Source organism: Promicromonospora sp. NPDC060204, from assembly GCF_042728455.1.
GTDB lineage: Bacteria > Actinomycetota > Actinomycetes > Actinomycetales > Cellulomonadaceae > Promicromonospora.
In genome coordinates this window covers 1-11935 of record NZ_JBHWZO010000192.1, presented here as the reverse complement: position 1 = coordinate 11935, position 11935 = coordinate 1, and the positions used below count along the sequence as shown (strand labels likewise).

The 11935-nt window shown below is 73.4% G+C and carries 13 protein-coding genes; 7 read left to right on the top strand and 6 right to left on the bottom strand.

The annotated features are described in order from the left end of the window. The first annotated feature begins 56 nt into the window (after positions 1-56). A complete protein-coding gene (locus ACFWEJ_RS20990) occupies positions 57-905 on the top strand; it encodes a DUF4184 family protein (protein WP_377231128.1) in 849 nt (282 codons plus the stop codon). A gap of 22 nt (positions 906-927) precedes the next feature. Here the strand turns inward: ACFWEJ_RS20990 and ACFWEJ_RS20985 are convergent, their stop codons facing one another. Both ACFWEJ_RS20985 and ACFWEJ_RS20980 read right to left on the bottom strand, forming a co-directional pair. Then, on the bottom strand, positions 928-1440 hold the full coding sequence (locus ACFWEJ_RS20985) for a MarR family winged helix-turn-helix transcriptional regulator (protein WP_377231127.1): 513 nt from the start codon (positions 1438-1440) through the stop codon (positions 928-930). Between the two features lie 5 nt (positions 1441-1445). Beyond that, positions 1446-1805 (bottom strand): nuclear transport factor 2 family protein, encoded by a 360-nt coding sequence (locus ACFWEJ_RS20980; protein ID WP_377231126.1) that lies wholly within the window; start codon positions 1803-1805, stop codon positions 1446-1448. Between the two features lie 155 nt (positions 1806-1960). Between ACFWEJ_RS20980 and ACFWEJ_RS20975 the strand changes: the two genes are divergently transcribed. Further along, positions 1961-3526: a zf-HC2 domain-containing protein gene (locus ACFWEJ_RS20975; protein ID WP_377231125.1), complete on the top strand. Its 1566-nt coding sequence runs from the start codon at positions 1961-1963 to the stop codon at positions 3524-3526. A gap of 329 nt (positions 3527-3855) precedes the next feature. Continuing rightward, positions 3856-4650, top strand: coding sequence for an SDR family NAD(P)-dependent oxidoreductase (locus ACFWEJ_RS20970; RefSeq protein WP_377231124.1), 795 nt, complete (start codon positions 3856-3858; stop codon positions 4648-4650). Between the two features lie 24 nt (positions 4651-4674). On the opposite strand, the gene ACFWEJ_RS20965 is transcribed toward ACFWEJ_RS20970, so the two are convergent. Together ACFWEJ_RS20965 and ACFWEJ_RS20960 are read right to left on the bottom strand one after the other, a co-directional pair. Continuing rightward, the gene (locus tag ACFWEJ_RS20965; RefSeq protein WP_377231123.1) at positions 4675-6024 is read right to left on the bottom strand and encodes an SLC13 family permease; all 1350 of its coding nucleotides are present in this window, start codon (positions 6022-6024) and stop codon (positions 4675-4677) included. Positions 6025-6076: 52 nt separating this feature from the next. After that, positions 6077-7468: a homoserine dehydrogenase gene (locus ACFWEJ_RS20960; protein ID WP_377231122.1), complete on the bottom strand. Its 1392-nt coding sequence runs from the start codon at positions 7466-7468 to the stop codon at positions 6077-6079. Between the two features lie 120 nt (positions 7469-7588). Here ACFWEJ_RS20960 and otnK point away from each other — a divergent pair, with 120 nt between their 5' ends. The 3 genes from otnK to ACFWEJ_RS20945 are packed head-to-tail and all read left to right on the top strand — an operon-like array spanning position 7589 to position 10302. Continuing rightward, positions 7589-8827 (top strand): 3-oxo-tetronate kinase, encoded by a 1239-nt coding sequence (gene otnK, locus ACFWEJ_RS20955; RefSeq protein WP_377231121.1) that lies wholly within the window; start codon positions 7589-7591, stop codon positions 8825-8827. Continuing rightward, on the top strand, positions 8824-9498 hold the full coding sequence (locus ACFWEJ_RS20950; RefSeq protein WP_377231120.1) for a class II aldolase/adducin family protein: 675 nt from the start codon (positions 8824-8826) through the stop codon (positions 9496-9498). The genes otnK and ACFWEJ_RS20950 overlap by 4 nt, the downstream gene beginning before the upstream one ends. Positions 9499-9519: 21 nt before the next feature. After that, positions 9520-10302, top strand: coding sequence for a DeoR/GlpR family DNA-binding transcription regulator (locus ACFWEJ_RS20945; protein WP_377231119.1), 783 nt, complete (start codon positions 9520-9522; stop codon positions 10300-10302). Between the two features lie 3 nt (positions 10303-10305). Here ACFWEJ_RS20945 and ACFWEJ_RS20940 read toward each other — a convergent pair whose 3' ends face one another. Together ACFWEJ_RS20940 and ACFWEJ_RS20935 are read right to left on the bottom strand one after the other, a co-directional pair. Further along, complete coding sequence (locus ACFWEJ_RS20940; RefSeq protein WP_377231118.1) at positions 10306-10659, bottom strand: hypothetical protein; 354 nt, start codon at positions 10657-10659, stop codon at positions 10306-10308. Positions 10660-10664: 5 nt separating this feature from the next. Beyond that, a complete protein-coding gene (locus ACFWEJ_RS20935) occupies positions 10665-10922 on the bottom strand; it encodes a hypothetical protein (RefSeq protein ID WP_377231117.1) in 258 nt (85 codons plus the stop codon). Positions 10923-11072: 150 nt separating this feature from the next. On the opposite strand from ACFWEJ_RS20935, the gene ACFWEJ_RS20930 reads away from it, so the two are divergent. After that, entirely contained in the window at positions 11073-11873 is an 801-nt protein-coding gene (locus ACFWEJ_RS20930; RefSeq protein WP_377231116.1) for a CHAD domain-containing protein, read from the top strand. Positions 11874-11935: the final 62 nt, after the last annotated feature.

Sequence of the window (11935 nt, the reverse complement as noted above, 5' to 3'; positions counted from 1 at the left end):
GGCCCCCCCCCCCCCCCCGGCGCCCCCCCCCCCGGCTCTGCCCCTGAAGGACCCGCATGCCGTTCACGCTCTCGCACCCCGCCGCGGTGCTGCCCCTGCTGCGCCGCCCGTTCAGCGCCGCCGCGCTCGTGGCCGGGGCGGTCGCGCCCGACCTGCCGTACTTCGCGCGCAGCACGCCGGTCCCGGTGAGCGCCCAGTCCTGGTACGAGCCGTTCCTGAACGCGACGACGTCGCACTCCCTGGTCGGGGCCGTCACGGTGAGCCTGCCGTACGCGCTGGCGCTGTACGGGTTCCTCCGGGTGGCGCGGCGGCCGGTCGGGGCGCTGCTGCCCGCCGTCGTGCGGGCCGACGCCGCCGGAGCCGGCGCGCCGCGGGCGACGGCGCCGGGCGCGCTGCTCGCACGCACCGGGTGGGTGCTGCTGTCGCTGGTGATCGGGATCGCCACGCACCTGGTGTGGGACTCCTTCACGCACGGCGACGGCTGGGTGGTCACGCACGTGTCCCTGCTGAGCGCCACGGCGTTCGGCGATCTCACGTGGGCCCGGCTGCTCCAGCACGTGAGCACCGTCATGGGGCTCGTGGTGATCGCGGTGTACCTCTGGCGGCGGCGGGAACGGATGCCCGGGTGGGGTGCGGCCCGACAGGGCACGGCAGCCTGGCGGACGACGCGCCGCGGGCTGTGGGCGGTCGTCGCCGTCGCGGTGGTCGGAGCCGTGCTCGGCACGCTCCGCTGGTGGTCCGCCGGGTCGTCGTCCGACAGCGTGGGGCTGGCGCCCCGGGACATCGTCGAGGGTGTCCTCTCCGACGTCGCGACCGGGGCCGGGGCGGCCCTGATCGGCACGCTCCTGCTCTACGTCGTGGTGTGGTGGGCGGTGCGGGGCGCGCGCTCCGTCGCTCAGGGATGACGTCGCTCGGGGATGACGTCGCTCAGGGGTGGTCCGCGGGGCGTGGGAGCGTCCCGTGCGCGATCAGCTGGTCGTAGACGCGCTCGAACGCGCCCGCCAGCTGCCGGGTCTGCGCGCCCGACAGCGCGTCGAGGAAGACGGAGCGCACGAACGCGACGTGGCCCGGCGAGGCCCGGCCGAGCAGGGCACGCCCCTCGTCGGTCAGGGTGACGTCCGTCGCCCTGCGGTCCCGCGCGCTCGGGGTGACCTCGACCAGGGTCCGGCGAGCCATGCGCAGCACCTGGTGAGACACCCGGCTTCGTTCGGCGCCGATCCGCGTGGCCAGGTCGGAGACCGTCATCCGGCCGTCCGGGTCGCTGGTGAGCGCGACCAGGACGTCGTAGTCCGCCAGCGAGACGTCCGCGTCGGCCTGGAGCTGGTGGTTCATCTCGTACCGCAGGCGCAGGTGCACCTTCATGTAGGCGTACCAGGCGCGCGCCTGGTCGTCGTCGAGGAACGCGAAGGGCGACTCCGGAGGGACGTCGTACCCGCCCATGCCCGTCAGCGGAACAGGACGGTGTAGACCTTCGCGAGCAGTCCGTCGCGGACGAAGCCCATGTCCGTCCCGCGGACGACCGGCGGCGCCCCCTCGGGTCCGAGCGCCCACGCCAGGTAGCCCAGGTCCTGCACCTGGTAGAAGTCCCCGTCCGGGCGGAACACGAAGCCCGGCGCCCCGTCCAGGATCTCCCGCACCTTCGTGTCGAGGGCCTCGTGCCCCTCGACCTGGCCCTCCGCATCGGCAAAGACCACGTCCTCGGTGTAGGTCCGGCGGATCGCCTCCGCCCGGCGGGCGGGGTCGCGCTCGCCGAAGACCTCCAGCAGGTTGGCGCGCATCAGCTTCTCAAGGCTCGGGTCCGACATGACACCCTCCAGATTTACGTGAAGTTTCACTCAAAGTAGGTGTCCGCGTGCCACTCGTCAAGCCCGTCGTGCGTTGACGCACATTCTTCGATTCATCGCGCGGCTTCCGCCCGACCTCGGTGGAATGGTCCCCGAACGGGAGGGGATGGACCGGTATGACTGCCGCACGCGCGTTGCAGCTCGACGACTGGGTGGTGCACCGGCCCAACGTCGTACGCTCCGTCGCAGCACGCGTACCCGGCATCGACGCCGAGGAGGCCACCAGCCGCGCCCTCGAGAAGATGGTCCGCATCGCCTCCACCGGCGGCACCATCGACGACCCCGCCCCCTACTGGCGACGCGCAGCGGTCAACGAGGCCATCTCGATGACCCGGGAAGCAGGCCGCAGCCGCCCGGTCGAGGACGACACCCTGGAGCTGCTGACGCCCCCGGTCGCCGGTACCGAGCTGGGCGCGGAGCGTGCGGCCGACGTCTCCATGCTCCGCTCGGCACTGGCCGACCTGGCCGACGACGACCGCAAGATCCTCCTGGACCGCCACGTCCACGACATGGCCGTCGCCGACATCGCCGGCGACCTCGGGGTGCGTCCACACGCTGTGACGATGCGGCTACGGCGGGCCGAGGAGCGCCTCGCCGGGGCGTTCGCGGCCGCGCACGCCCAGACCGTCAACGAGCCGGAGTGCCGCACCACCCGCGCCGCGATGCACGACTACCTCAAGGAGCGGCTGCTCCCCCGGCGCCGTGCCCGGGTCGAGGCGCACATGGACGGCTGTGCCGAGTGCACGCGCGCGTTCGTCGACGTGCGCGAGGTGTCCTGGATGCTCCGCGACCTGGGACAGCACCTCGTCGCCGGAGCCGTGGCCACGGGTGCGCTGGGCGCCGCGGTGGCTGGTGCGGCGGGTGCCGGGGCTGGTGCGGGCGCGGGGGCGGCTGGCGCGGCGGGCGCCCCGAAGCCCGCGTTCGGCAAGAAGGAGGCCGCGATCGTGGCCGGTGTGCTCGCCGCGCTCGCGATCGGCGGCGGTGCGGCGGCGCTGGTCGCCAACCAGCCCGACGACCCCCCGGCCGCAGAGTCGGCTGCGAACCCGGGTGCGGGCGACGGCGGAGGCGCGGGCGACGGCGCGGGTGCGGGCGACGGCGGGGCCGGGACCGGTGCCGGCGGCGGCGAAGGCGCGGACACGCAGACTGGCGGCGGGACCGAAGGTGACGGCGCCGAGACCGGCCAGGACGACGGCGGTCGTGCTGGCGGCGGTGCGAACAACGGTGGTGCGGACGGCGGCGGTGCGGACGGCGGTGGTGCCGATTCGGGCACCGGATCCGACCCGGCGGACCTGCCGGGGGCCGACCTCGCGGACACGGTGACAGGGTGGCTCGCCGACCTCGGGATCCCGGTCGGCACGCCCGAGGAGTCGGGCGGCAGCTCGGGGTCCGGCTCGGCCGACGGCGCCGGAGACGGCAGTGCAAGCGACGGCGGAGACGGCAGTGCAAGCGACGGCGGAGGCGGCAGTGCAAGCGGCGACGGCACCGGCCAGAGCGGTACCGGCGAGAACGGCAGCGGCACGGACGGCACTGACGGACCGAGCAGCGCCGACGGGTCGCAGCCGGGCCTCGGCGCCGAGATGACGAGCTGGTTCGCCCGGCTCGGCGTCGCGGGCATCCCCGCGTTCCTGGTCCTCGTCTTCCTGCTGTGGCTCTGGGACCGCTGGTCCCGCCCCGACGACTGAGCGCCGCCGAAGAACGTCCACCCCGACGGCGCGGTCCCGGCGTCTGATACCGGGCGGTCCCGGCGTCCGATGCCGGGCGGACCCGGGGGTGACGTGACGGGTGGAGGGGTGGTCGGCTGGGCCGGATCTCGTTCGGCTGGAGCCTGCGTTTGCGGGCTCAGCCGGATAGTTCAGGCTGGGTGAACTGGACGGGGCCACGCCGAACGGGATTCGGCCCACCCGGCACCCACGCCCCAGGTCAGCTCGCCTCCGGACGGTCGATCGACTCAGTCAGTCGGCCGGCTTCCGGGCGGACGACCGACGGAGCAGACGAGAGAGCAAGGGGAAAGATGCGCATCGATCTGACCGGCAGGACCGCACTGGTGACGGGCTCGACCCAGGGCATCGGGCGGGCGATCGCCGCGACGCTCGCCGACGCGGGCGCCCGGGTGGCGATCAACGGACGCCGCCCCGACGGCGTCGTCGCCACGATCGACGAGCTGCGCGAGGAGTCGGCGGACCGGGACCTCGTGGCGGCGACCGGCGACGTCACCGACGCGGCGGGGGCCGCGCAGGTGCTCGCCGCCGTGGGCGACGTCGACGTGCTGGTCAACAACCTGGGCATCTTCGGCAGCGTGCCGGCCCTGGAGATCGACGACGACCAGTGGCGCCGGTACTTCGAGGTCAACGTGCTGGCGGCCGTCCGCCTGACCCGCGAGACGCTGCCCGGCATGACGGCGCGCGGCTGGGGGCGGGTGCTGAACATCGCCAGCGACTCGGCCATCGTGATCCCGGCCGAGATGATCCACTACGGCGTCTCGAAGACGGCCCTGCTGGGCGTCTCCCGCGGTTTCGCGAAGGAGGCGGCGGGCACCGGCGTGACGGTCAACTCCGTCATCGCCGGCCCCACCCACACCGGCGGCGTCGAGAACTTCGTCTACGAGCTCGTCGACGAGACCCTGCCCTGGGAGGAGGCGCAGCGGGTGTTCATGCGGCTGTACCGCCCGCAGTCCCTGCTCCAGCGGCTCATCGAGCCGGAGGAGATCGCGAACATGGTGGCCTATCTCAGCTCGCCGCTCGCCTCCGCGACCACGGGAGCCGCCGTCCGGGTGGACGGCGGCTACGTGGACTCGATCGTGCCCTGAGGCGCGATTCCGGCCGGGGGCGGGTCAGGCCCAGAGGAAGGGCACGACCATCGTCAGCAGCGTGACGACCGGGCCGATGATCACCATCGACAGGCCCCAGATGGTGAGGTTGCGGTTCACCGTCGGCCGGTCGTGCTCCACCGTCGAGGCGACGATGGTCGCGCCGGTGGTGCCGAACGGCGCGCAGTCGACCAGCGAGGCGGAGATCGCGAGGGCGTAGATGAAGCCCGTCATCTCCAGGCCACCGCCCGGGATCAGCAGCGGGACGGCGAGCGGGATGAGCGCGCCGATGATGCCGATGGTCGACGCGAACGCCGAGACCAGGCCCGCCACGATGCACAGCACGAGCGCCGCGACGAGCGGCTCGCTGACCGAGCGCGCGGCCTCGCCGAGCTGGTCGATGGCGCCGAGCCGCGTGAGCACCTCGACGTACGTGATGATGCCGCCCAGCAGCAGGATGGTGCTCCAGTCGATCCGCGAGATCCCGCGGCGTCCGACGCCCGGGTCCACGAGCGCGAGGATCACCGCGATGGTCAGGGCGACCACGCCCAGGTTGATGTCGACGTCGAGCGTGGTGAGCAGGAAGAACCCGCCGATCAGCACCAGGATCGAGACGATCACGAGCACCTGCATCGCCGTGATCTTCGCCGGCGCCTTGACCTCCGTGCGCTCCAGCGTGGCGACGCCGCCGCCGGACCCGCCCGTCGCGCCGCCGGACCCGCCGGTGCCGCCGCCCGCGCCGCCGTCCGACCCCGAACGGGCCAGCCGCGTGCGCTGGATCAGCTCACGCCCGCCGAACAGGAAGAAGGCGGCGAGCACGACCAGGGCGTTGACGCCGACGGACAGGCCGAACATCAGGCCGGCGTTGTACGGGATGTCCGCGCTGGAGGCGACGGTCTGCACGGTGATGCCGACGATGCTGGTGGGCGCGAGCGCACCACCGACGATGGCGGAGCTCATCGCGATGCCCATCATCGTGGAGCTGATGCGGTGGGTCGCGGCCAGGCTCATGGCGATCGGCACCACGGCGAACGCGGCGTGCGAGGTGCCGAGGCAGGCGACGCCGGTGGCGATGAGCCACAGGCCCCAGGGCAGCAGCGCGACCCGGTCGCCGATCAGGCCGAGCGAGCGGTCCACGAGCCAGTCGATGGTGCCGGTCTCGCGCGCGATGCCGAACAGGTAGGTGATGCCCACGAGGATGATCAGGGCGTCGACGGGGAACCCGCCGAGCACGTCGTCGAGGCCCTCCCCCACCACGCCGATGCCCACCACGAAGGCGGCCACCAGCGCGAGCGCGCCCATGTGGACGTTCCGCAGCGCGGAGATCCCGAAGACGAGCGCGAGCCCGATCAGGGCGACGATCTCGGCGGTCATGCCGTCAGCTCCTTGCGTGAGCGTGCGGCCTGCGTGCACGGGGCGAGAATCGTCATCGATCGTCTCCGTTCGTGGTGGTGGTGCGGGCCGTGCCCGCGAGGTAGGCGGCCAGCGCGGGCGCGTCGACGCCGTCGACGTCGGCCAGGCCGATCAGGGTGCCCGCGGCAACCGGACGCGCGAGGCGCGCGCCGTCGAGCAGGTAGTAAGGAGCGATGGCGTAGGGGGCGGCTGTCTCGGCCGGGTCGATCATCACGGGGGCGACCCCGGCGATCTCGTGGTGGTGGCCCTCGACGCGCAGCGTCGTGCCGACCGCCAGGTCGGCGGCCGCGCGGGCGGCGAGCAGCGTGGTCCAGCGGGCCGGCAGGGCCGGCACTCGGTCCACGGCGGCGTGCACCGTGAGCGGCGTCTCGACGCCCATGTAGTGGTACGGCCAGTAGATGCAGGCGTACTTCCCGTCGCGGCTGATCACGTGGCCCTTGCCGCGCAGCAGCTCCCAGGTGACCGGGTCGCCCGTCCGGACCACGGCGAACACGCCCCCGGCGAAGCTCGCCTCGCCCGGCAGCCGGAGCGCCGAGAAGACGTCGACGACGCCGTCGTGGGTCAGGATGCCGCCGTCCTCGCGGGCGGCGTAGATGTCGGCGAGCTCCGCGATGCGGGCCACGGGGTAGTGCATGGCCTCGACGTCGGCGGACGTGCCGGTGCGAGTGGCGACCACGGTCATCTCGCACGAGTCGGCGGCGGCGGCGCGCTTGAGGCCGCGTACGGCGTCGGCGCGACGGGCCAGGGTGCCGGCGACGTCGTCGCCGAGCTCCAGCAGGTCGAGAAGCGCCGGGGCCTCGACCGTGACGCCGGCCTGGGTGACGCGGCCGCCGGCGGGGTCGAGCTCCAGGTCGTACTCGCCGGACTTGCCGATCGCCACGATGTCGAGGCCGACCGCGCTGATCCAGTCGACCAGGCGCAGCAGGTTGGCGGGCTGGTCGCCGTCGCCGGGCAGGTAGCTGAGGCCGTTCGCGGCGGCGCGCGCGCCGAGGTCGGCGCCCACGACGGTGTCGACCTCCTTGCTCACCATGACCACGTGCGTGCCGTGCCCCAGGGCCGCCGCGGCGTAGCCGAAGCCGGCCGCGACGCGTCCGCAGGCCTCGACCAGGACGTCGACGCCGGCCCAGTCCAGGGCGTCGGCCGAGGCCAGCAGTGCGATGCGGTCCTGCTCGACCAGGCGCGCCGTGGTGGCCGGATCGGCCGACTCGGCGACGCGCTCGGCCGGGTAGCCCAGCTCGTCGAGCATGCGCCGCACACCGGCGACGTCGGGGTCGACCAGCACCGCCGGGCGGATCTCGGGCGTCAGCGCGAGCTGGGCCAGGAACGTGCGCCCGTAGCCGCCGTTCGCACCCGTCAGGGCGACGCGGAGCGAAGCTCGCGTCCGGGAGACGTGATTGAGGATCACCGTTGTTCCGATCGTCGTGCACCCGCTCGGCGTTCGAGCGGGCTGGCGGCAACTGTGCCACAGTTTCTAACCTCGTCCAACTTCGCATCAAATACTCACACAGTGTGAGAAGATCTGAGCATGCTCGGATCCATCGCCGACGACTTCACCGGCGCCACCGACCTCGCGACCATGCTGCGCACGTCCGGTCACCGCGTCTCCGTGGTGATCGAGGACGGCACGCTCTCCCCCGCCCAGCTCGCCGAGGTCGACGCCGTGGTGGTCGCGCTCAAGACGCGCACCGCGCCGCGCGCCGAGGCCGTCGCCGTCTCGCTCGACGCGGTGGCCCGCCTGCGCTCGTGGGGCGCCGGCCGCTTCTACGTGAAGTACTGCTCCACGTTCGACTCGACCGACGAGGGCAACATCGGCCCGGTGCTCGACGCCGTGGCGGACGCCGTGGGCGCGGACCGCGCCGTCGTCGTGCCGTCGCTGCCCGCCAACGGGCGCACGGTCTACCAGGGGCACCTCTTCGTGGGCGCCGACCTGCTGGAGAACTCCTCGATGCGGCACCACCCGCTGACGCCCATGACCCGGTCGCGTGTCGCGGACCTGCTGCGCCCGCAGACCACGCACGACGTCGACGAGGTGCCGCTCGCCGCGGTGCGGCAGGGGGCCGACGCCGTCCGGGACGCGCTCGACGCCTCGGCCGCCCGCTACACGGTGGTCGACGCGATCACCGACGACGACCTGGTGACCATCGGCGCCGCCACGGCGGCCGACGTCCTGGTCTCGGGCGGTTCGGGCCTGGCGCTCGGCATCCCCGGGCCGCGGCTGCCCGACGCCCTGTGGTCCGCCCCGAAGTCCGGGCGCGGCGCCGTGCTGTGCGGCAGCGTGTCGACGACGACGCTCGCCCAGATCGCCCACGCGGCTCGGACGCAGCCGGTGCGGCTGATCGACGTCGCGGCCGCGGTTGCCGACGAGCAGGCGACGATCGCCGCGCTCGCGGCGTGGGTCGAGGAGCAGTCCCCGGACGCGCACCCCGTGGTGTGCGCGGCGCGCGAGCGCTCCGACGTCCGGTCCCATCTGGACGGCGTCGAGGTGGCGCCGGTGGTCGAGCGGGTGCTCGCCGGGGTGGCCCGGCTGCTCGTGGAGCGTGGGCTGGTGACGGCCCTGATCGTCGCGGGCGGCGAGAGCAGCGGCGCCGTGGTGCGGGCGCTCGGCGTCGGCGCGCTGCACATCGGGCCGGAGCTGGCCCCCGGTGTCTGCTGGGCGGCGGGCGACGTCGACGGCAGCACCGACAAGAACGTGGCGCTCGCGCTCAAGAGCGGCAACTTCGGCGGCGAGGACCTGTTCACCCAGGCGTGGGAGGTGCTGGCATGAGCGTCTCGACCGACCCCGCCGCCCAGGTGACGGACCCCGTGGCCGCGCTGATCGCGGCCGGCCGCGAGCTCGTCGAGGCGGGCCTGAGCCCCGGCAGCAGCGGCAACGTGAGCGTGCGCGACGGCGACCGGGTCCTGATCAGCGGCACGGGCACCTCGCTGGGCCGGCTGACGCCGGACGGCATCGCTGAGGTCTCGCTCGACGGCACGCACCTGGGCGGCGCGCGGTCCTCCAAGGAGACGCCGCTGCACACCGCGTTCTACCAGCGCGAGGACGGTTACCGCGCGGTGGTGCACGTGCACTCCCCGCACGCCGTCGCGCTGGCCTGCCTCGCCCCGTGGGCCGCGCACAACGCGGTGCCGCCGCTCACGCCCTACTTCGTGATGCGGGTGGGGCAGGCGCCCCTGCTGCCCTACCGGCACCCGGGCGACCCGGCACTCGGCGACGACCTGCTGGCCGCGCCGTGGCCGCTGCGCGCCGCGCTGCTCGCCAACCACGGCGCCGTCGTCGCCGGGGCGAGCCTGGACGAGGCGGTCGACCGCGCCACGGAGCTGGAGGAGGCGTGCCGGATCGCGCTGCTCACGGCCGGTTCGGAGCGCCACGAGCTTGCGCCCGGAAACATCCGCGAGCTGGCCGACCGGTGGGGCAGCCCATGGACCCCGGAACCCTAGACTGACGCGCAGGAGGCGATGATGGCGAAGACGACGGCGCTGATCCCGGAGCAGCGCAGGCAGCAGATCCTGCGGCACCTGCGCACGGAGCAGGTGCTCAGCTACCGGCAGATCACCGAGCTGCTCGGCATCAGCCAGATGACCGCGCGCCGGGACGTGGCGCTGCTCGCCGAGCAGGGCCGGGTGCGCGCGACGCAGGGCGGCGCCACCCTGGTGACACGGCTGCTGAACGAGCCCCGGCGCGCCGAGAAGGCGGTGACCGGCCTCGCGGAGAAGACCGCGATCGCCCGCGCGGCGGCCGAGATGGTCACCGACTCGATGACGCTCTACCTCGACGCCGGCACCACGGTGCAGGCGATGCGCCCCTTCCTGGAGGAGCGCACCGGGCTCACGGTCGTCTCGAACGACCTCAGCACCGTGCTCGCGTTCCTCGACCACCCCAGCGTGGACCTGATCAGCGTGGGCGGGCGCGTCGACCCCGACAACCAGTCGACGATCGGGCGGCTCGCCGCGCTGACCCTGGCGGAGCTGTCGCTGGACATCGCGTTCCTGTCGTCGAGCTCGTGGGACGCGCGGCACGGCGTCACGACGCCGGTCGAGGCCAAGATCGAGGCGAAGCGCGCGGCCATGGCCTCCGCGACCACGACCGTGCTGCTCGCCGACAGCGGCAAGTTCGGCAGCTACGCCAAGTACCGGGTGCTGTCGCTGGACGAGCTCGACACGGTGGTCTGCGACCTGGCGCTCGACGACGCGGACGCCGAGCGCATCGAGGCCCTGGGCGTCGACGTCGTCCGCGCCGGCTGACGTTCAGGCGCTGATCCGGCCCTTCGCCGCACGGGTGTCCCCGTCGCCCTTGGCGCGGCTGACCTTCGCACTCGCTTTGCCCTTCGCGTAACGCTGACGCGCGGCCTCACCGGTGGTCCCGAGCACCATGCCGATCTTGTGCCACGAGAGATCCGCCGCGCGAGCCGTGCCGACAGCGTCTCTCATCACCTGGTCGGCCTGTCGGATCAAGAGTTCGCGCTCGGCCATGGCACGCACGAGCACTACCTGCGGCGGAAGCCCGTCGGTACCGACGTCGTAGACCTCGGCCTGGTCGACGTCGAAGTTCTCGAAGCGGCGCTCGATCTCGGCGAGCTCCTCGGACGTGAGTTCAGTCATGGGTTTCACCTCCTGCGTCGTCGCGGCTGCTCCGCGAGATACTTGGCCCGTGCCGGGCGCATGGCATGGGCGACGATCTCGCGCCCGTTGCGCTCGATGGTGCCCACCTCCATGATGCGGCCGGCCAGGTCGGGGCCGATGTACATGGTCATTCCGTCGGACTGCACGATCACGCGGATAGCCTTCGCGATCACATGGAGAAGGTCTTCGTCGGCGTAACCGCGCTTGCGGGCACTGTCGATGATGACCAGGTCTGTTCGCATCGTACAAGCATGACTTGGCAAGTTCAATGTGCCAAGTTGAACTTGCGAATGCGGCGAGCGCGATAGCCTGGGTGAATCGCCACCACCGACGACGGCACGACGCGCCCCGGGACCGCGGGCGAGCTGCTGACCCTCGCGGTCGGCGACCTGGTGCGCCGGATCCACGACGACGTCCCCGCGGCGCTGGCCGACGAGCCGGACGCCGTGCACCGGCTGCGCACGTCGGTACGGCGCCTGCGCAACGTGCTGGCCGCGTTCCGCCGGTACCTCGACCGGGACGCCGCGGCCGCGCTCCGGTCCCGGCTCAAGGAGCTCGGCGACGTGCTGGGCAAGGCGCGCGACCTGGAGGTGCGGGCGCAGCAGGCCGCCGCGGCGTCCGACGCCGCGGGCCTGGACGACGACGCCCGGTCCGCTCTCGTCGACCCGCTGCGGGCTGCCCATCTGCATGCCCACGCGGAGGCGGTGCGCTGGGTCCGGTCGGAGCGGAGCCGGGACCTGGACCGGCTGTTGGCCGAGTGGGCGGCCCGGCCCCGGCTCGGTGACCGGGCGGCGCAGCCGGCCAGGAAGGCGGCCCGCCGGACGGTGCGGCGGCAGGCACGGCGCACCCTCGACGCCGCGCCCCGGCTCGCGGACCCCGAGGCAGCCCACGAGCTGCGCAAGGCGGCCCGCCGGCTGCGGCACACCTGCGACGCCGTCACCCGCGAGCCGGTCCGGCTGCTGGGCGACAGGACCAAGGCCCTGGGCGACGTCGGCCACCGGATCCAGTCCGTGCTGGGCGACCACCGCGACGCCCTGCTCCTCGCGGAGCACGTCCGCGACCACGCCCGGGTGCGCACGGACGACTCCCGCGCGTACGACGACGTCGTGGACCTGTGCCAGGGCCGCGCCCTGTCCGCCCTGGCGGCGCTCCCGGCCACGCTGGGCGACCTGGAGCACAGGGCCAGGACCTGACCAGGGCCAGGTGCGGATCGTCGACTTCGGTCGGTTGCTTTGAGATCGGTCCATCGATGGAC

Bases quoted from the DNA above. Each gene is read 5' to 3' on its own strand.
- ACFWEJ_RS20990 (WP_377231128.1), top strand. From the start codon at position 57: ATGCCGTTCACGCTCTCGCACCCCGCCGCGGTGCTGCCCCTGCTGCGC.
- ACFWEJ_RS20985 (WP_377231127.1), bottom strand. From the start codon at position 1,440: ATGGGCGGGTACGACGTCCCTCCGGAGTCGCCCTTCGCGTTCCTCGAC.
- ACFWEJ_RS20980 (WP_377231126.1), bottom strand. From the start codon at position 1,805: ATGTCGGACCCGAGCCTTGAGAAGCTGATGCGCGCCAACCTGCTGGAG.
- ACFWEJ_RS20975 (WP_377231125.1), top strand. From the start codon at position 1,961: ATGACTGCCGCACGCGCGTTGCAGCTCGACGACTGGGTGGTGCACCGG.
- ACFWEJ_RS20970 (WP_377231124.1), top strand. From the start codon at position 3,856: ATGCGCATCGATCTGACCGGCAGGACCGCACTGGTGACGGGCTCGACC.
- ACFWEJ_RS20965 (WP_377231123.1), bottom strand. From the start codon at position 6,024: ATGACCGCCGAGATCGTCGCCCTGATCGGGCTCGCGCTCGTCTTCGGG.
- otnK (WP_377231121.1), top strand. From the start codon at position 7,589: ATGCTCGGATCCATCGCCGACGACTTCACCGGCGCCACCGACCTCGCG.
- ACFWEJ_RS20950 (WP_377231120.1), top strand. From the start codon at position 8,824: ATGAGCGTCTCGACCGACCCCGCCGCCCAGGTGACGGACCCCGTGGCC.
- ACFWEJ_RS20945 (WP_377231119.1), top strand. From the start codon at position 9,520: ATGGCGAAGACGACGGCGCTGATCCCGGAGCAGCGCAGGCAGCAGATC.
- ACFWEJ_RS20940 (WP_377231118.1), bottom strand. From the start codon at position 10,659: ATGACTGAACTCACGTCCGAGGAGCTCGCCGAGATCGAGCGCCGCTTC.
- ACFWEJ_RS20935 (WP_377231117.1), bottom strand. From the start codon at position 10,922: ATGCGAACAGACCTGGTCATCATCGACAGTGCCCGCAAGCGCGGTTAC.